The following is a 17,153-nucleotide window of genomic DNA, read 5'->3' on the forward strand; positions in this document are numbered from 1 at the left end:
GGGGAGCAGGATCAGCTGCTCCGGTACCGGGTGGCCAGTTGCGGGCTCTGGCCACCGAAGGCGGCCAGGCCGGCGGTGAAGACGTCCTGGAGGAGTGCCGGGTTCTCGACGCCGGGGGCGCTGACGACCTCACCGAGCTCCACCCCGCGCAGCGCGCCGGTGACGAGGTCCTCGGCGCTCATCCGGGGCACGGCGCTCATGTCCAGGCCCTGGGCGGAGTGGAACTCGGTGGCCACGACACCGGGGCAGACCACGTGGGCCCTGACGCCCGTGCCCGCCAGTTCGGCGCTGAGTGTCTGCGTCATGGCCACGAGGTGGGCCAGGGTGCCGGCGTACACGGCGCGGCGCGGCATGACCGAGGCGTCGGCGGGGCCGGAGAAGGCGATCATCCCGGCGACGTTGATGAGGGTGCCGGTACCGCGCCGCTGCATTCCGCCGACGGCCGCGCGCATCAGCAGGGTGGGGGCGAGGACCTTGACGTTGACCAGCTCACGGGCCTTCGCGGCGGGCAGGTCGGCCAGTGGCATGTAGTGCGAGACGCCGGCGTTGTTGACCAGCACGTCCAGCGGTTCGTCGGCGCAGTACTCCGCGACGGAGTCGATGCCGCCCTCCGTGGACAGGTCGGCGGCGACCGTGCGTACCTTCACCTCGGGGTGGGCCGAGGCGAACTCCGCGAGACGGTCCCGGCGGCGCCCGACGACGATCAGGTCGTAGCCGTCGGCGGCGAAGCGTTCGGCGAAGGCCTTGCCGATGCCGGAGGTCGCGCCGGTGACAAGAGCGAGCTTGCTCATGGGGGTGTTCCTTTCGGTCTCCGGCTCGGGGTCCGCTTTCCTCGCCGGCTTCTCTCCTGGCACCACCCTGGAGCATTCTGCGGATATCAGACAGTGGACGCCTTTTCCTGGGACTCGCGGTACCAGGAAGGAGCCGCCCGGAATCGCCACACTTCCCGGCGCGGATGTGGCACAGTGCCCGGCCCGCATTCCCCGCAGTGAGCCGGTGCGGGGTTTGCCACAATGAAGGGCATGGCCCCTACAGAACTGGGCGCAGCCCTGCGCGCCTGGCGCGACCGCGTCACCCCCGAAGCGGTCGGCCTGCCCGCAGCGAGCCGCAGACGCGCCGCCGGCCTACGCCGGGAGGAGCTCTCCCAGCTCGCCGGGGTCTCCGCCGACTACGTCGTCCGCCTCGAGCAGGGACGAGCCGCCCACCCCTCCTCCCAGGTGGTCGAGGCCCTCGCCCGCGCGCTGCGCCTGGCCCCCGGCGAGCGCGAGCACCTCTTCCGGCTGGCAGGACTGGCCCCGCCGGGCGCCGGCCTCGTCCCCCGCCACCTCACCCCGGGCGTCCACCGCATCCTCGACCGGCTCGTCACCACCCCGGTGGCCGTCTACGACGCGGCCTGGACCCAGCTCTTCGCCAACCCCCTCTACACCGCGCTCATGGGCGAATGGCACGGCGACGACCTGAACGGTGCCTGGCGCGCATTCGTCAGTTCCGGAACGCGCGTGCGGCACACCCCGGAGTCGAACGGAGAACTCCAGCGGCTCCTCGCCGCGGATCTGAGACGCACCAGTGGCCGATACCCCGACGACCCCGCACTGAAATCCCTGATTCAGCGACTCCGTACGCACAGCGCGCGATTCGCCGAACTCTGGGAAAGCGGCACGGCCGCCGAACACGAAGCCGGCCGCAAGACCATCGACCACCCCCACGCCGGCCCGCTCACCCTCGACTGCGACGTCCTCCACGTCGCGGGCAGCGGCCTGCGCGTCATGGTCTACACCGCGCAGCCCGGGAGCCGGGACGCGGAACGTCTCGGCTTCCTGTCCGTCGTGGCGACACAGAGCCTCACCGAGTGGAGGGCCGGTCCCGTATGAATCCCTGCGGTGGCCTGAGACCATCACCGGGTCCGAACCAATGAACGCAGAGGGGGGAACATGCTCGTTCCGGCGGTGCTCGTCGTCGTCCTGGTGGTGGTTGCCGGTGGGTGCGTGTGCGTGGTGTGGGCGGAGCGCGGCGGGCCGCCCTGGGTCCGTGGCGTGGCGGCGGCGACGCTCGCCGTGAGCAGGCTGGTGGGCCTCGGGAGGAGGCGTCGGCCGGGCCCGCACGGGACCTCCGGTGACGACGGTTAGGGTCTTTCGTTCCGGCCCGGCCCGCAGCCTCAACCTGCCCGGTCTCCGTCGGTCCGGCCCCATCCATGCCAGGATGCGAGGGTGGACATGACTGACGTCAAACGTGCGATCGCGGCTGCGACTTCGGTCGCCGCATCGCTCGGCCTGACGGCGAACGATGCGATCGTTCTCCATAACTCGAACAAGCTGGCGCTGCGGCTGACGCCGTGCGACGCCTTTGCCCGGGTCGCCCCCGTGGGGCAAGAGGTCGCAGAGTTCGAAGTCGATCTCGCTCAGCGGCTCATTGAGGCCGGAGGCCCGGTCTGCCCCCTGGAACCGCGGGTGGACCCGGGTGTGTACACGCGCGACGGCTTCGCGGTGACGCTGTGGACCTACTACGAGCCCGTGACACCGCACACCTCACCCGCTGACTACGCCGAGGCGCTGGAGCGGCTGCACGCCGGCATGCGTAAGGTCGATGTGGCGAGCCCGAGGTTCACGGACCGGATCACGGAGGCGGAGGAAGTCGTCGCCGATCCGGATCGCTCGCCGGAACTCACCGACGCGGACCGCGCGTTCCTCGGCGGCAGGCTGGCGAGCCTGCGACGAGCGATCGAAGCCCGCGGTGCCGTGGAGCAGTTGCTCCACGGCGAGCCGCATCCGGGCAATGTGCTGAGTACGGAGAACGGCCCGTTGTTCATCGACCTCGAGACGTGCTGCCGTGGACCCGTCGAGTTCGATCTCGCCCATGTTCCCGAGGCGGTCTGCGCGCGCTACCCGGGCGTTGACCAAGGGCTGCTGGACGAGTGCCGGCAGCTCGTTGTCGCGATGGTCGCCGCGTGGCGCTGGGAGCTCGGCGACCAGTTTCCGAACGGGAGGCGATTCGGGGAGGAGCTCCTGCGCCTGCTGCGCGAGGGTCCTCCCTGGCCGACACTCGACACCGTCACGGGGCGGCTGGACGGTCCGCGGTAATCGCCGAAGATCACGGGGGAGCGGCAAGGAACCGGGCGCCGGGACTGCCGCCGTCGCGACCCCGCGCACGCCGGCCCCGCTGCCGCGCCGAGCGATGGCGCCGGGTCGCAGCCGGCCGCTCCACCGGCCCATTCCTTTGCATAAAAGTGCGACGCTGCGTATAGTCATGCCATCGACGAGGAGGATTTCGATGGTGGTACGTGCAGCGGTGGCAGGGGCGAGCGGATACGCCGGCGGGGAGTTGCTGCGTCTTCTGCTCATCCACCCGCAGGTCGAGATCGGGGCCCTCACCGCTAACTCCAACGCGGGACAGCCGCTCGGGGCGCTCCAGCCGCACCTGCGGCCGCTCGCCGGGCGCGTTCTTCAGCCGACCACGCCCGAGGTGCTCGCCGGGCACGACGTGGTCTTCCTCGCGCTGCCGCACGGGCAGTCCGCAGCCGTGGCGGAGCAGCTCGGTGACGATGTGCTCGTGGTGGACATGGGGGCCGACTTCCGGCTCAAGGACGCCGCGGACTGGGAGAAGTTCTACGCGTCCCCGCACGCGGGAACCTGGCCGTACGGCCTGCCCGAGCTGCCCGGCGGGCGGGCCGGACTGGCGGGTACCAAGCGTATCGCGGTGCCCGGCTGCTACCCCACCGCGGTGTCGCTCGCACTCTTCCCGGCCTACGCGGCCCGGCTCGCCGAGCCCGAGGCCGTGATCGTCGCCGCCTCCGGCACCTCCGGCGCGGGCAAGGCGGCCAAGCCGCACCTGCTCGGGTCCGAGGTGATGGGCAACATGTCGCCGTACGGCGTCGGCGGCGGCCACCGGCACACGCCCGAGATGATCCAGAACCTCAGCGCGACGGCCGGCGAGCCCGTCACCGTCTCCTTCACACCGACCCTCGCCCCGATGCCCCGCGGCATCCTCGCCACCTGCAGCGCCAAGGCGAAGCCCGGCGTGAGCGCCGAGTCCCTGCGCGCCGCGTACGAGAAGGCCTTCGCGGACGAGCCGTTCGTCGATCTGCTGCCCGAGGGGCAGTGGCCCTCGACCGCCGCCGTGTACGGCTCCAACGCGGTGCAGGTCCAGGTCGCGTACGACGGGGCGGCCGGCCGGATCATCGTGATCAGCGCCATCGACAACCTCGCCAAGGGCACCGCGGGCGGTGCCCTGCAGAGCATGAACATCGCCCTCGGACTCCCCGAGGACACAGGTCTTTCCACGATCGGAGTCGCACCGTGAGCGTCACGGCAGCACAGGGGTTCTCGGCGGCGGGCATCGCCGCCGGAATCAAGGAGAGCGGTAACCCGGACCTGGCCCTCGTGGTCAACAACGGCCCGCGTCGCGCCGCCGCCGGCGTCTTCACCTCCAACCGTGTCAAGGCCGCCCCCGTCCGCTGGTCCGAGCAGGTCCTCAAGGGCGGCGCGGTGACAGCCGTCGTCCTCAACTCCGGCGGCGCCAACGCCTGTACGGGACCGCAGGGCTTCCAGGACACCCACACCACCGCCGAGAAGGCCGCCGAGGTCCTGGGCGGACACAGCGCCGGCGAGATCGCCGTCGCCTCGACCGGCCTCATCGGGCTGCTGCTCCCCATGGACAAGCTGCTCCCCGGCATCGAGAAGGCCGCGGGCGTCCTGAGCGAGCACGGCGGCGAGAAGGCCGCCATCGCCATCAAGACCACCGACACCGTGCACAAGACCGCCGTCGCCGGCGGCGAGGGCTGGACCGTCGGCGGCATGGCCAAGGGCGCCGGCATGCTGGCCCCCGGCCTCGCCACCATGCTCGTCGTCCTCACCACCGACGCCGACGTGGACGCGGCCGGACTGGACGCCGCGCTGCGCGACGCGACCCGCACCACCTTCGACCGGGTCGACTCCGACGGCTGCATGTCCACCAACGACACCGTGCTGCTGCTCGCCTCCGGCGCCTCCGCGATCACCCCGGACCGGGCGGAGTTCGCCGAGGCCGTGCGCACCGTCTGCGACGATCTGGCCCGGCAGCTGATCGGCGACGCGGAAGGCGCGTCCAAGGACATCCGCATCGAGGTCGTCAACGCCGCGACCGAGGACGACGCCGTCGAGGTGGGCCGCTCCATCGCCCGTAACAACCTCCTCAAGTGCGCCATCCACGGCGAGGACCCCAACTGGGGCCGGGTGCTGTCCGCCATCGGCACGACGAAGGCGGCCTTCGAGCCCGACGAGCTGAACGTCGCCATCAACGACGTCTGGGTCTGCAAGAACGGCGGGGTCGGCGAGGACCGCGACCTCGTCGACATGCGCTACCGGGAGGTCAGGATCACCGCCGACCTCGCCGCAGGCACCGAGTCCGCCGTCATCTGGGCCAACGACCTCACCGCGGACTACGTCCACGAGAACAGCGCGTACAGCTCATGACCGCCGCGCGGAAGCACACCGCACTCCCGAAGGCGCAGATCCTCATCGAGGCGCTGCCCTGGCTGACCCGGCACAACGGCAAGACCGTCGTCATCAAGTTCGGCGGCAACGCCATGATCGACGAGGAGCTGAAGGCGGCCTTCGCGCAGGACGTCGTCTTCCTGCGGCACGCGGGCCTCAAGCCCGTCGTCGTGCACGGCGGCGGCCCGCAGATCAGCGCCCAGCTCGACAAGCAGGGCCTGGTCAGCGAGTTCAAGGCCGGTCTGCGGGTCACCACGCCCGAGGCGATGGACGTCGTACGGATGGTGCTCGCCGGGCAGGTCCAGCGCGAACTGGTGGGCCTGCTCAACCAGCACGGGCCGCTCGCCGTCGGCATGACCGGTGAGGACGCCCACACCATCACCGCCACCCAGCACCGGCCCGTCATCGACGGCGAGGCCGTCGACATCGGCCGGGTCGGGGAGATCACCGCGATCGACACCGGGGCCATCCAGGCGCTCCTGGACGACGGCCGCATCCCGGTCATCTCCTCCATCGCCCGCTCGGCGGAGGACAACCACGTCTACAACGTCAACGCCGACACCGCGGCCGCAGCGCTCGCCGCCGCGCTGAACGCCGAGACACTGATGGTGCTCACCGACGTCGAGGGCCTCTACGAGGACTGGCCCAACAGCGACGACGTGATCAGCCGTCTCACCGCCACCGAACTGGAGAAGCTCCTGCCGGAACTCTCCAGCGGCATGGTGCCCAAGATGCAGGGCTGCCTGCACGCCGTGCGCAACGGCGTCGAGACAGCCAGGGTCATCGACGGCCGGGTCCAGCACTCGATCCTGCTGGAGATCTTCACCGACGAGGGAATCGGCACGATGGTCGTGCCCGACGCACAGGGGGAAGCATGAGCAACGCCGAGCTCTCGCAGCGCTGGCAGGGCGCGCTGATGGACAACTACGGCACCCCGAAGCTGTCCCTCGTCCGAGGCGAGGGCGCCCGGGTGTGGGACGCCGACGGCACCGAGTACCTCGACTTCGTCGGCGGCATCGCGGTGAACGCGCTGGGCCACGCCCATCCCGCGATCGTCGCGGCGGTCTCCGCCCAGATCGCCACCCTCGGCCACGTCTCCAACCTCTTCATCGCCGAACCCCCCGTCGCGCTCGCCGAACGGCTCCTCCAGCTCTTCGGGCGGACCGGCAAGGTCTACTTCTCCAACTCGGGCGCCGAGGCCAACGAGGCCGCGTTCAAGATCGGCCGGCTGACCGGGCGCACCCACATGGTCGCCACCGACGGCGGCTTCCACGGCCGGACGATGGGCGCCCTCGCGCTCACCGGCCAGCCCAAGAAGCGCGAACCGTTCGTCCCGCTGCCCGGTGACGTCACCCACGTCCCGTACGGGGACGCCGAGGCGCTGCGGGGCGCGGTCACCACCGACACCGCCCTGCTGGTCATCGAGCCGGTCCAGGGCGAGAACGGTGTGGTCGTCCCGCCCAAGGGCTACCTGGAGGCGGCCCGGGAGATCACCCGGGCCACCGGCACCCTGCTGGTCCTCGACGAGGTGCAGACCGGCATCGGCCGCTGCGGCACCTGGTTCGAGTACCAGCAGCACCAGGGCGTCGAGCCCGATCTGGTCACCCTGGCCAAGGGCCTCGGCGGCGGACTGCCGATCGGCGCCACGGTGGCGTTCGGTGCGGCCGCCGACCTGCTGGCGCCCGGCCAGCACGGTACGACCTTCGGTGGCAACCCGGTCGCCTGCGCCGCCGGACTCGCGGTGCTGGACACCCTGGCCGCCGACGGCGCCCTGGACGGCGTGAAGCGGCTCGGTGAACGGATCCGGGAGGGCGTGGAGGGCCTGGGACACCCCCTGGTCTCCCATGTCCGGGGCTCCGGCCTGCTGCTGGGTATCGTGCTCACCGAGCCCCTCGCACCCCAGGTGCAGCAGGCGGCTCAGGGAGCCGGACTCCTGGTGAACGCACCCGCACCCGATGTCGTACGGCTGATGCCGCCCCTGATCATCGGTGACGCGGAGGTGGACACGTTCCTCCGGGCACTTCCCGGCGTACTCGACGCGGCACACGGACGATCCGGAGAATGACGTTCCGGAGAATGGGGCGACGACGATGACCGAGGCGCAGGACTCCGAGCACGGCGGGCCGTCCGTGCCGCAGACCCGCACGGCACGCCACCGCCGGATCGTGGACATCCTGAACCGGCTGCCGGTGCGCTCGCAGAGCCAGCTGGCCAAGCTTCTCGCGGACGACGGACTGAGCGTCACCCAGGCGACGCTCTCGCGGGATCTGGACGAACTGGGTGCGGTGAAGATCCGCAACACCGGCGGCGAGCTGATCTACGCGGTGCCGAGCGAGGGCGGTTTCCGCACCCCGCACGCACCGCTCGGCGGCTCGGCGAAGGAGGAGCGGATGCGCCGCCTCTCCGCCGAACTGCTGATCTCGGCGGAGGCATCGGCCAACCTCGTGGTGCTGCGCACGCCCCCGGGCGCCGCCCAGTTCCTCGCCTCGTCCATCGACCAGGCCGAACTGCACGACATCCTCGGCACCATCGCCGGGGACGACACGGTGATGCTGATCAGCCGTGACCCGGCGGGCGGGCAGGCGCTCGCCGACCATCTGCTGCGGCTCGCGCAGAACGACCGCTGAGGCTCAGTAGCGCGTGATCGCGGTCGGGCCCGAACGGGTCCCGATCGCGAGGTGCGGACGACGGGCGGGATCGGCCCAGGCCAGGATCCGGTCCATCGCGGCCGCCGGTACGGAGACGCAACCGGCGGTCGCACCGCGCCCGTTGACGTGCAGGAAGATCCCCGCTCCCCGGCCGCGCACCGGACGGCCGTAGTTGAAGCCGACGACGAGCGCACGCGCGTACTGCGCCGGATACGTGATCAGGTGCTCGGCCTCGGACGCCCGGCAGTCGGCGGGCCTCGGCTCCACCCACCGGTTGTACGCCCGCGCCGCGTTGTCCTGGCACCACCAGGACCCGTTGCGGACCCGGCGGTAGGAGTAGCGGGTACCGGGCGGAGCCGCCGCCACCCCGAAGGCGTACGGCAGGTCGTAGAGGCCGGTGGGCGTGGTGTTCGTGCCCTGTTGGCGCGAGGCGCCCTCGGCCAGCCCGTTGGCCCCGAACCGGGCCGGCGCCGAACCGGCCGCCACCCACCGGCCGGAGCGCCTGTTCCACCAGGTGACCGTGCCCGTGGTGGCCCCGGTGGAGGCGGCCTCCGCGGTGATCAGCTGGGAGCCGCCTCCCGTTTCGGCCAGCCGGTGCGGCAGCGGCCGGTCCGCCGGCGGACCGGCCCCGACGAGGGCCGTGAGGGCGAGCAGTACCGAACCGGTCACCAGACATCTGCGCATGTCCCGGACCGTAGACCGGTCCGGTCGCCATCACCCGCGCGCCTGCTCCGTACGGCCCAACCGCTCACGGCGACGGGGGCATGACCGGCAGCGGGAGCGGCAGTCCCGGCAGGCCGTCGATGCTGGTGGCGACATGCTCCTTCTTCTCGAAGTAGGCGCTGAGTGAGGCGTCGTCCTCCCGCGCGAACCGCCGGGCGTGCAGCGGCCGGTCCTCTTCGTACGACATGAAGGGGATGGCGTATCCGCAGGTGTCCCTGATCAGCTCGGCGGTCACCACGATGATCGCCCGCAGCCCGTGCGACGCTGCGTCCACCCCGTCGAACCGCCCGAGCAGACCCGGGAAGCGGGGGTCGTCGCGGAAGACCGGCTCACCCCGGCCGTGCACCCGCACGATGGCCGGCGGGCCCTGGAAGGCGCACCACATCAGGGTGATCCGGCCGTTCTCGCGCAGATGGGCGACGGTCTCCGCGTTGCTCCCGGCGAAGTCCAGGTACGCCACGCGCTGTTCGTCCAGCACCACGAAGGAGCCGCTGACGCCCTTGGGGGAGAGGTTGACCGTGCCGTCGCCGTCCAGTGGCGCGGTCGCGGTGAAGAAGATGTGCTGCGTCTCGATGAAGGTCCGCAGCCGCCCGTCGATGCGTTCGTATGTCTTTCCCATGTGTTCGATTGTCTTCCCCGGGTCCCGTACGGACACCGGGATTTCAGCCGGCGGGAGCGGCCCGGTCGGCCGCGCGCAGCAGCCACTGCGGGGAGAAGCCGGCCGCGTCCGGGAGCAGCGCCCGGGTCGCCGCGCGGACGACGGCCGACGACGGGTCATCGAGCAGTGGAGCGAGTTGCTCGCGGGTGACGACGGCGAGGGCCCGCAGACCGGCGATCGTGTGGAGCCGGACGGCGGGCAGCGGATGGTCCAGCAGCGGCCACAGCGTCTCGGCGTCGCCCGGCCCCCCGCACTCGCCCAGCCCCGCGCAGGCCCCGGGGTGGCCGGCCGGGGCGGCGCACATCGAGCGGTACAGCGGCAGCGGGTCGACCCCGCCCTGCCGGAGCACGTAGCGGGCGCAGGCCCGGACGATCCCCGAACGGTCCGCGAGGAAGTCACGGGCCTCGCCGTGCCGCCCGGTGCGGCGCAGCGCGGTGACCCCGGCGGCCCGCACGCGCGGGGCGCGGGCCGTCAGGAGCAGGCTCACCACGAGGTCGTGGTCCTGCTCGCCCATCGAGGCGACGGCCTCGTCCGCGCACAGGTCCTGCAGGGTCGCGTCGTCGGTTCCCGCCGCGATACGGGCCAGCCGGCCGGGCGTGAGCAGCCGGCCGGCGACCGCGACGCGGTGGGCGAACCTGCGGGTGGCGCGGTCGTCGCTCCCGAGCAGCGCCTCCACCTGCGCGGCCGGCCCCTCGCGCAGCGCCCGTCCGAGCAGCTCACGCGCGAATCCGCCCTGCGCGCGCCGGGACAGCAGCAGCACCAGCCCGGCCCACTGGGCGAGTGCGGTGGAGGGCTCGCGGGACAGCAGCTCCCTGGCCCGCTCGCGTACCGGCTCCGCCCAGTCCGCGCAGCGGACGATCACCAGCGGCAGCAGGGCCCCGGCCCCGGCCACCCGGCCGAGGGCGGCCTCCCGGATCCTGCCGTCCGGGTGGCACAGGGCGAGGGCCAGCTCGCTCTCGGACGGCGGGTGGTCGCGCAGGCGGACGGACGGCAGGGGGGCGTCCCAGTCCCACCGCAGCCGCCGCCCGTCCGCCCAGGCGTGGGCCGGAAGCAGGTGCGGCGACTCCCAGGCCTGGATGCGCACCCCGAGGTCGAGAGCCACCCATGAGCGCGCGGACGAGGGATCAAGGGCCTCGTGCAGCGCGACCCCCCGGGCCACTCGTTCCGCCGCCGTGCAGTCCGTGGTCATCGGCCGCCCCCTCGTGTGTGCCGGGTGCCGATGCCAGGGCCTGTCCTCAAACTGCCGTCGTCGCCCGGCAGACGGCAGTTCGACGACAGGCCCTGGGCGGGCGGTCCGTCGGCCGGCCAGCGAGTATCTGCCTCATAGAACGCCTTCGGGATCCGCCCTCACCTGCGACTTTGACAAACCATACAGGTGAACGCATAGTTATGCCTACCAGCGATCGCGGCGTGAGGAGAAAAGCGTGACGGAGCGCGCCGTCGTCACCGGCCGCCGGTCCAGCGAGTCGCTGTACGACTTCGACCTCGCCACGTACGACTCCGGCGACACCTTCGACCAGTCCGGGGCGCAGGGCTTCATCGAGGTCTTCGGCCTCTCGTCGAAGATCGCCGCCGAACGTGACCTGGCCTGATCCCACCCCGTTACGTCACCGCCTCCCCGGCCGTCCGCGCGGGGAGGCGGCCGCACATCCAACCCCCTTGTTCTTCCGAGGAGCACGCAGTGAGCAACGGCAACGGCAACAGCGACGTACGCCTCTGGGGCGCCCGGTTCGCGGACGGTCCGGCCGAGGCGCTGGCCAGGCTGTCCGCGTCCGTCCACTTCGACTGGCGCCTCGCGCCGTACGACATCGCCGGCTCCCGCGCCCACGCCCGCGTCCTCAACAAGGCGGGGCTGCTCACCGAGGACGAGCTGAAGCGGATGACCGCAGGGCTCGACCAGCTGGAGGCGGACGTCGCGGACGGCTCGTTCACCGGCACCGTCGCGGACGAGGACGTCCACACCGCCCTGGAGCGCGGGCTGCTGGAGCGGCTCGGCCCCGACCTCGGCGGCAAGCTGCGGGCCGGACGCTCCCGCAACGACCAGATCGCCACGCTCTTCCGGATGTACCTGCGCGACCACGCCCGCATCATCGGCGGTCTCATCGCCGAGCTGCAGGACGCCCTGGTCGGCCTCGCGGAGGCCCACCCGGACGTGGCCATGCCCGGCCGCACGCACCTCCAGCACGCCCAGCCGGTGCTCTTCGCCCACCACATCCTGGCCCATGTGCAGCCCCTGTCCCGGGACGCCGAACGGCTGCGCCAGTGGGACGAGCGGACCGCCGTCTCGCCCTACGGTTCGGGCGCGCTCGCCGGCTCCTCGCTCGGCCTCGACCCGGAGGCGGTCGCCGCCGACCTCGGCTTCGAGCGCGGTTCGGTGGCCAACTCCATCGACGGCACGGCCTCGCGGGACTTCGTCGCCGAATTCGCCTTCGTCACCGCGATGATCGGCATCAACCTCTCGCGGATCGCCGAGGAGATCATCATCTGGAACACGAAGGAGTTCTCCTTCGTCACCCTCCACGACGCCTTCTCCACCGGCTCCTCGATCATGCCGCAGAAGAAGAACCCCGACATCGCCGAACTGGCGCGGGGCAAGTCGGGACGGCTCATCGGCAACCTGACCGGGCTGATGGCCACGCTCAAGGCCCTGCCGCTCGCCTACAACCGCGACCTCCAGGAGGACAAGGAGCCGGTCTTCGACTCCTGCGACCAGCTCGAAGTCCTGCTGCCCGCCTTCACCGGCATGATGGCCACGCTCACCGTCAACCGCGAGCGCATGGAGGAGCTGGCCCCGGCCGGCTTCTCGCTCGCCACCGACATCGCGGAGTGGCTGGTCAAGCAGGGCGTGCCGTTCCGCGTCGCCCACGAGGTCGCCGGCGCCTGCGTCAAGGAGTGCGAGGCGCACGGCATCGAGCTCGACGAGCTGACCGACGAGCAGTTCGCGAAGATCTCCGAGCACCTCACCCCCGAGGTCCGCACGGTCCTGGACGTGGCCGGAGCGCTGGCCTCCCGCGACGGGCGCGGCGGCACGGCGCCCTCGGCGGTCGCCGTCCAGCTGGCCGAGGTCAAGGCGGACCTCGCGACACAGCACGCCTGGGCCGCGGCCCGCAAGTAGCTGGACGGGCATCGCGGGCTACGTTGGTCGGGTGGGCCTGTCCGGGCCGGGTCCGGGCAGGTGCAACACCATGACCTGTGCGGCAGGCCGGGGCCGGACGGCCCCGGCCGCGTTGTCCCACCGAACACGAGGAGCCCGCGATGCCCTTCGCCCGACTGGCCAGTACCACCACCCCGACCGCCCACATCGGGTTCGGCCTGGCAGCGGTCGGCAGGCCCGGCTACATCAATCTCCACCGCGATCGCGACCTGCCGGACGAGCGCACCGCCGACGTGCTGCGCGCCCGCACCCACGAACTGCTCGACGCCGCCTACGCCCAGGGCGTCCGCTACTTCGACGCGGCCCGCTCCTACGGCCGCTCCGAGGAGTTCCTCGGGGAATGGCTGGCGGCCCGGCCCGAGGTGCGCGACGTCGTCATCGGGAGCAAGTGGGGCTACACGTACACCGCCGACTGGAACGTCGAGGCCGAGGCGCACGAGGTCAAGGACCACAGCCTCGCCACCTTCGAGCGCCAGCGTGCCGAGACCGCCGAGCTGCTCGGTGACCGGCTCGACCTCTACCAGATCCACTCCGTCACGGCGGACAGCCCGGCCCTGACGGACAAGGAGCTGCACGCCCGCCTCGCCGCGCTCGCCGCCGAGGGCGTCAGCATCGGCCTCTCCACCAGCGGGCCCGCCCAGGCCGAGGCCATCCGGGCCGCGCTCGCCGTCACGGTCGACGGCGAGCCCCTCTTCCGCACGGTCCAGGCGACCTACAACGCACTGGAGACCTCGGCCGGACCGGCCCTGGCCGACGCGCACGCCGCCGGACTCACCGTGATCGTCAAGGAGGCCATGGCCAACGGCAGGCTCGCGGGCACGGAGGCGCCCGCCGTGGTGCGGGAGATCGCCACGGAGGAGGGGCTCGGCAGCGACGCGGTGGCCCTGGCGCTGGTGCTGCACCAGCCGTGGGCCGGGGTCGTGCTCTCCGGCGCGGCGACCGTCACCCAGCTCGCGGGCAACCTGCACGCCGCCGTCCTCGGTCTCGACGAGGAGCGGCGCGCCCGGCTGGACGCGCTGGTGGAGGAGCCGGAGGCGTACTGGCGCCACCGCGCCTCGCTGCCGTGGAGCTGAGCCGCCCGCCCCGTGCGACGGCCCCCGGGACGGCTGTCACATCTCGGGGGCCCGCCGCGTCAGGGTGGTGAGGACACCTGACACGGGAGGACGGCTGTGGACGAGAACGAGATCCTGGCGGCACGGTTCGAGGAGAACCGCACCCGTCTGAAGGCCGTGGCCCATCGGATGCTCGGCTCGTCGAACGACGCGGAGGACGCCGTCCAGGAGGCCTGGATCCGGCTCTGCCGGTCCGACAGCGCGGCCATCGACAACCTGGGCGGCTGGCTGACGACCGTGGTCGGGCGGGTCTGCCTCGACATGCTCCGCGTCCGCCGCGTCCGCCGCGAGGAGCCCCTGGAGACCGGGGCGCCCGAGGCGCCGGAGCCCGGTCCCTCGCCGGACCCCGAGTCCGGCGGCGACCCGGAGCAACAGGCGCTGACCGCCGACTCGGTGGGCCTCGCGCTGCTCGTGGTCCTCGAAACCCTCGACCCGGCCGAGCGGCTCGCCTTCGTGCTCCACGACATGTTCGCGGTGCCCTTCGACGAGATCGCCCGCATCGTGGACCGCACCCCGGCCGCCGCCCGGCAGCTCGCCAGCCGGGCCCGCCGCCGGGTGCGGGGCGCCGCCCCGGAGCCCGGCCCCGGAGCGGTCCGCCGCCGCGAGGTCGTGAACGCCTTCCTGGCGGCCGCCCGGGGCGGGGACTTCGAGGCGCTCGTCGCCGTGCTCGACCCCGATGTCGTGTCCCGGTCCGCCGGCGCACCCGCCGAGACCCCCGTGGTGGTGCGCGGGGCCGAGAACGTGGCGCGGCGGGCGATCATGTTCGCGCCGTACGCCAGGTCGGTGCGGTTCGCGCTGCTCGACGGCGCCCCGGCGGTCCTCGCGGCGCGCGAGGGAGCGGGCTTCTCGCTCATGAGGTTCACGGTCGAGCGAGGGAAGGTCGTCGAACTGTTCGTCATCAGCGACCCCGCCGGGCTGGCCGGCCACGATCTGGTCCTCCTCGGTGAATGAGTCGGCGCGGCCGGCCGGCGGCCGGGAGCGGGCGTGCGCCCGCTCCCGGCTTCAGGGGGTCGTGAGGATGACGAGCTGCCGGGTCGCCCTGGTCATCGCCACATAGCGGTCGACCGCTCCTTCGATGCCCTCCCCGAACGTCTGAGGGTCGATGAGGACGACCAGGTCGAATTCGAGCCCCTTGGTCAGCTCCGGGGCCAGCGACCGGACGCGGGGCGTCGCCCGGAACGCCGGATCGCCGACGACACAGGCGATCCCGTCGGCGTTGTCGGCGAGCCAGGTGTCGAGGATCCGGCCCAGCTCCGCCGTGGAGCCGTGCACGACCGGGAGGCCGCTGCTGCGGACGGAGGCCGGCACGTTGGCGTCGGGGAGCACGGCCCGGATGACCGGCTCGGCCTCCGCCATGATCTCCTCCGGCGTCCGGTAGTTGATGCTCAGTGAGGCCAGGTTGATCCGGTCGAGCCCGATCCTGCTCAGCCGTTCCTGCCACGACTCGGTGAACCCGTGCCGGGCCTGGGCGCGGTCCCCGACGATGGTGAAGCTGCCGGACGGGCACCGGAGCAGCAGCATCTGCCACTCGGCGTCGGTCAGTTCCTGGGCCTCGTCCACGACGACGTGCGCGAACGGTCCGGCGAGCAGGTCCGGTTCGGTGCCGCCTGCCCCGCTGTCGTCGACCAGGGCCTCCTGGAGGTCCTTCCCGTGCAGCATCGTCACGGCGCCCTCGCCGTCGTCGTCCGCCTGCAGCAGGGTGTCGATGACCTTGTCCATGTGCTCGCGGTCGGCGGCGAGCGCGGCCTGGTGCCGGCGGCTGCGGCGGGACGCCTCCGGGTCGCCGAGGCGCTGGCGGGCCGCGTCCAGGAACGGCAGGTCGGAGACCGTCCAGGCCTGGGCGTCCGCCCGCTGGAGCCGGGACACCTCGTCGCGGCTGAGCCAGGGCGCGCATCTGCGCAGGTAGGCGGGGACCGACCACAGGTCTCCCACGACATCGGCCGCCTCCAGCAGCGGCCACGCGCGGTCGAAGGTCGTGAGCAGCTCCCGGTTCTTCAGCAGCGACTTGCGCAGTACGGCGTCCGAGACGTCGCCCTCGTGCTTCTCGACGAGGATCGTGAGCAGCTCGTCGCGGACCTGGTCGCGCGCCTCGTTGTGCGGGGTGCCGGGCTCCGCCGCCTCGAACGCCACGGCCCAGTCGGCGGCGGTGAGCTGGATGTCGGACCAGTGGGTCGTGACCTTCATCCCCTTGGCGGGCGGCTCCTCGTAGAACCTGGCGGCCGCTTCGATCGCCGCCACCAGCTTCCCGGAGGACTTCAGCCTGGCCACCTCAGGGTCGGTCTCGGGCCCGGCCGCGGCCCCCTCCGTCACGAGGTCCCGCAGGGTGCACGTCTGCACGCCCTCCTCGCCGAGGCTGGGCAGCACGTCGGCGACGTAACCCAGGTAGGGCTGGTGCGGGCCGACGAACAGTACGCCGCCCCGGCGGTGGCCGAGCCTGGGGTCGGAGTAGAGCAGGTAGGCGGAGCGGTGCAGGGCGACGACCGTCTTGCCCGTACCGGGGCCCCCGTCGACGACGAGCGCGCCGCGGGAGCCCGCGCGGATGATGGCGTCCTGGTCGGCCTGGATGGTGCCCAGCACGTCCCGCATCCGGGCCGAGCGGTTGCTGCCCAGGCTGGCGATGAACGCGGACTGGTCGTCGAGCGCGGCGTGCCCGGCGAACCCCTCGGAGGTGAACACCTCGTCCCAGTAGTCGCTGATCCGGCCACGGGTCCAGCGGTACCTGCGGCGGCTCGCCAGCCCCATCGGGTTGGCGTGGGTGGCGCCGAAGAACGGCTCGGCCGCCGGGGAGCGCCAGTCGATGAGCAGCCGGCGGCCCGAGCTGTCGGTGAGGCCGAGTCGTCCGACGAAGAGGGGCTCGCCGTCGTCCTGAGCGACCATGTGCCCCAGGCACAGGTCCAGGCCGAAGCGGCGCAGGGCGCGCAGCCGGGCGGTCAGCCGGTGGATCTCCACGTCCCGGTCCATCGCCTGCCGGCCCGCGCCGCCGGGTGTCCGGCGCTCGGCGGCGAGCCGCTCGGTCAGTTCGGAGATCGACTCGTCGAGGCACTCGGCGATGGCCGCGAAGTGCTCCTCGTCGCCGGCGATCAGCGCCGGGTCGGCCTTGGGGGAGAGGCGGTCGGGAAGGTCGAACGCGCTGGTGGTCAGGGGGTTCACGTCGTCAGCTCCGATCTGGTGCCGCGTGCGGTCGACGCGTGCGGCGGGGCGCCTGGACCGGCGCGGCGTACCTGGTGGCCATGACGGGGGCGGGCTCCGTCGGCGCTGTACGCCGTGGCCGGGTGCCGGTCCGGGGCGCCAGGGTTTACGGGTTCTCGGTTACCTGGTCCTGGCTCGGTGGGTCCGGGCGGTTCACCCGGACCCGGACCGGGACGGAGCGAGCCCCGGCAGTGGTTCGGT

The 17,153-nt window shown here is 72.4% G+C and carries 16 protein-coding genes and 1 pseudogene; 12 read left to right on the forward strand and 5 right to left on the reverse strand.

The genetic code is table 11. From position 1 onward, the window contains the following. Positions 1–11: 11 nt before the first annotated feature. Positions 12–791: an SDR family oxidoreductase gene (locus tag EDD93_RS27755; protein WP_123528237.1), complete on the reverse strand. Its 780-nt coding sequence runs from the start codon at positions 789–791 to the stop codon at positions 12–14. A gap of 231 nt (positions 792–1,022) precedes the next feature. On the opposite strand from EDD93_RS27755, the gene EDD93_RS27760 reads away from it, so the two are divergent. From EDD93_RS27760 to EDD93_RS27795, 8 genes are all read left to right on the forward strand, one after another. Next, positions 1,023–1,871 carry a helix-turn-helix transcriptional regulator gene (locus EDD93_RS27760; RefSeq protein WP_123528238.1) on the forward strand — a complete coding sequence of 283 codons (849 nt, stop codon included), beginning with the start codon at positions 1,023–1,025 and terminating at the stop codon, positions 1,869–1,871. A 60-nt stretch (positions 1,872–1,931) separates the two neighbouring features. Beyond that, a complete protein-coding gene (locus tag EDD93_RS27765; RefSeq protein ID WP_123528239.1) occupies positions 1,932–2,126 on the forward strand; it encodes a hypothetical protein in 195 nt (64 codons plus the stop codon). Positions 2,127–2,213: 87 nt separating this feature from the next. Continuing rightward, positions 2,214–3,077: an aminoglycoside phosphotransferase family protein gene (locus tag EDD93_RS27770; RefSeq protein ID WP_123528240.1), complete on the forward strand. Its 864-nt coding sequence runs from the start codon at positions 2,214–2,216 to the stop codon at positions 3,075–3,077. Between the two features lie 190 nt (positions 3,078–3,267). Next, a complete protein-coding gene (gene argC, locus EDD93_RS27775; protein WP_123528241.1) occupies positions 3,268–4,296 on the forward strand; it encodes an N-acetyl-gamma-glutamyl-phosphate reductase in 1,029 nt (342 codons plus the stop codon). Then, positions 4,293–5,447 (forward strand): bifunctional glutamate N-acetyltransferase/amino-acid acetyltransferase ArgJ, encoded by a 1,155-nt coding sequence (argJ, locus tag EDD93_RS27780; RefSeq protein WP_123528242.1) that lies wholly within the window; start codon positions 4,293–4,295, stop codon positions 5,445–5,447. Before argC ends, argJ begins: the two co-directional genes overlap by 4 nt. Continuing rightward, a complete protein-coding gene (gene argB / locus EDD93_RS27785) occupies positions 5,444–6,346 on the forward strand; it encodes an acetylglutamate kinase (protein ID WP_123528243.1) in 903 nt (300 codons plus the stop codon). Before argJ ends, argB begins: the two co-directional genes overlap by 4 nt. Next, positions 6,343–7,533, forward strand: coding sequence for an acetylornithine transaminase (locus EDD93_RS27790; protein ID WP_123528244.1), 1,191 nt, complete (start codon positions 6,343–6,345; stop codon positions 7,531–7,533). The genes argB and EDD93_RS27790 overlap by 4 nt, the downstream gene beginning before the upstream one ends. A gap of 25 nt (positions 7,534–7,558) precedes the next feature. Further along, positions 7,559–8,095 (forward strand): arginine repressor, encoded by a 537-nt coding sequence (locus tag EDD93_RS27795; protein ID WP_123528245.1) that lies wholly within the window; start codon positions 7,559–7,561, stop codon positions 8,093–8,095. 3 nt (positions 8,096–8,098) lie between these two features. Here EDD93_RS27795 and EDD93_RS27800 read toward each other — a convergent pair whose 3' ends face one another. The 3 genes from EDD93_RS27800 to EDD93_RS27810 form a co-directional block, all read right to left on the reverse strand. Beyond that, on the reverse strand, positions 8,099–8,800 hold the full coding sequence (locus EDD93_RS27800) for a L,D-transpeptidase (protein ID WP_123528246.1): 702 nt from the start codon (positions 8,798–8,800) through the stop codon (positions 8,099–8,101). 64 nt (positions 8,801–8,864) lie between these two features. Further along, positions 8,865–9,458 (reverse strand): pyridoxamine 5'-phosphate oxidase family protein, encoded by a 594-nt coding sequence (locus EDD93_RS27805; RefSeq protein WP_123528247.1) that lies wholly within the window; start codon positions 9,456–9,458, stop codon positions 8,865–8,867. Between the two features lie 43 nt (positions 9,459–9,501). Continuing rightward, positions 9,502–10,686: a hypothetical protein gene (locus EDD93_RS27810; RefSeq protein WP_123528248.1), complete on the reverse strand. Its 1,185-nt coding sequence runs from the start codon at positions 10,684–10,686 to the stop codon at positions 9,502–9,504. Between the two features lie 244 nt (positions 10,687–10,930). Between EDD93_RS27810 and EDD93_RS27815 the strand changes: the two are divergent. From EDD93_RS27815 to EDD93_RS27830, 4 genes and pseudogenes are all read left to right on the forward strand, one after another. Beyond that, positions 10,931–11,089 (forward strand): annotated as a pseudogene (locus EDD93_RS27815) (argininosuccinate synthase); the annotation flags it as partial. Positions 11,090–11,178: 89 nt separating this feature from the next. Beyond that, entirely contained in the window at positions 11,179–12,612 is a 1,434-nt protein-coding gene (gene argH, locus EDD93_RS27820) for an argininosuccinate lyase (protein WP_123528249.1), read from the forward strand. Positions 12,613–12,752: 140 nt separating this feature from the next. After that, positions 12,753–13,724, forward strand: coding sequence for an aldo/keto reductase (locus EDD93_RS27825; RefSeq protein ID WP_123528250.1), 972 nt, complete (start codon positions 12,753–12,755; stop codon positions 13,722–13,724). A gap of 96 nt (positions 13,725–13,820) precedes the next feature. Continuing rightward, positions 13,821–14,714 carry a sigma-70 family RNA polymerase sigma factor gene (locus EDD93_RS27830; RefSeq protein WP_123528251.1) on the forward strand — a complete coding sequence of 298 codons (894 nt, stop codon included), beginning with the start codon at positions 13,821–13,823 and terminating at the stop codon, positions 14,712–14,714. 51 nt (positions 14,715–14,765) lie between these two features. Here EDD93_RS27830 and helR read toward each other — a convergent pair whose 3' ends face one another. After that, the gene (helR, locus tag EDD93_RS27835; RefSeq protein ID WP_123528252.1) at positions 14,766–16,913 is read right to left on the reverse strand and encodes an RNA polymerase recycling motor ATPase HelR; all 2,148 of its coding nucleotides are present in this window, start codon (positions 16,911–16,913) and stop codon (positions 14,766–14,768) included. Positions 16,914–17,153 lie beyond the last annotated feature (240 nt).

Source organism: Streptomyces sp. 840.1 (genome assembly GCF_003751445.1).
In the GTDB taxonomy this organism is placed as follows: Bacteria; Actinomycetota; Actinomycetes; order Streptomycetales; family Streptomycetaceae; genus Streptomyces.

Excerpts from the sequence above, each read along its gene's own strand:
- EDD93_RS27755 (WP_123528237.1), bottom strand. The coding sequence starts at position 791 with ATGAGCAAGCTCGCTCTTGTCACCGGCGCGACCTCCGGCATCGGCAAG.
- EDD93_RS27760 (WP_123528238.1), top strand. The coding sequence starts at position 1,023 with ATGGCCCCTACAGAACTGGGCGCAGCCCTGCGCGCCTGGCGCGACCGC.
- EDD93_RS27765 (WP_123528239.1), top strand. The coding sequence starts at position 1,932 with ATGCTCGTTCCGGCGGTGCTCGTCGTCGTCCTGGTGGTGGTTGCCGGT.
- EDD93_RS27770 (WP_123528240.1), top strand. The coding sequence starts at position 2,214 with ATGACTGACGTCAAACGTGCGATCGCGGCTGCGACTTCGGTCGCCGCA.
- argC (WP_123528241.1), top strand. The coding sequence starts at position 3,268 with ATGGTGGTACGTGCAGCGGTGGCAGGGGCGAGCGGATACGCCGGCGGG.
- argB (WP_123528243.1), top strand. The coding sequence starts at position 5,444 with ATGACCGCCGCGCGGAAGCACACCGCACTCCCGAAGGCGCAGATCCTC.
- EDD93_RS27790 (WP_123528244.1), top strand. The coding sequence starts at position 6,343 with ATGAGCAACGCCGAGCTCTCGCAGCGCTGGCAGGGCGCGCTGATGGAC.
- EDD93_RS27795 (WP_123528245.1), top strand. The coding sequence starts at position 7,559 with ATGACCGAGGCGCAGGACTCCGAGCACGGCGGGCCGTCCGTGCCGCAG.
- EDD93_RS27800 (WP_123528246.1), bottom strand. The coding sequence starts at position 8,800 with ATGCGCAGATGTCTGGTGACCGGTTCGGTACTGCTCGCCCTCACGGCC.
- EDD93_RS27805 (WP_123528247.1), bottom strand. The coding sequence starts at position 9,458 with ATGGGAAAGACATACGAACGCATCGACGGGCGGCTGCGGACCTTCATC.
- EDD93_RS27810 (WP_123528248.1), bottom strand. The coding sequence starts at position 10,686 with ATGACCACGGACTGCACGGCGGCGGAACGAGTGGCCCGGGGGGTCGCG.
- EDD93_RS27825 (WP_123528250.1), top strand. The coding sequence starts at position 12,753 with ATGCCCTTCGCCCGACTGGCCAGTACCACCACCCCGACCGCCCACATC.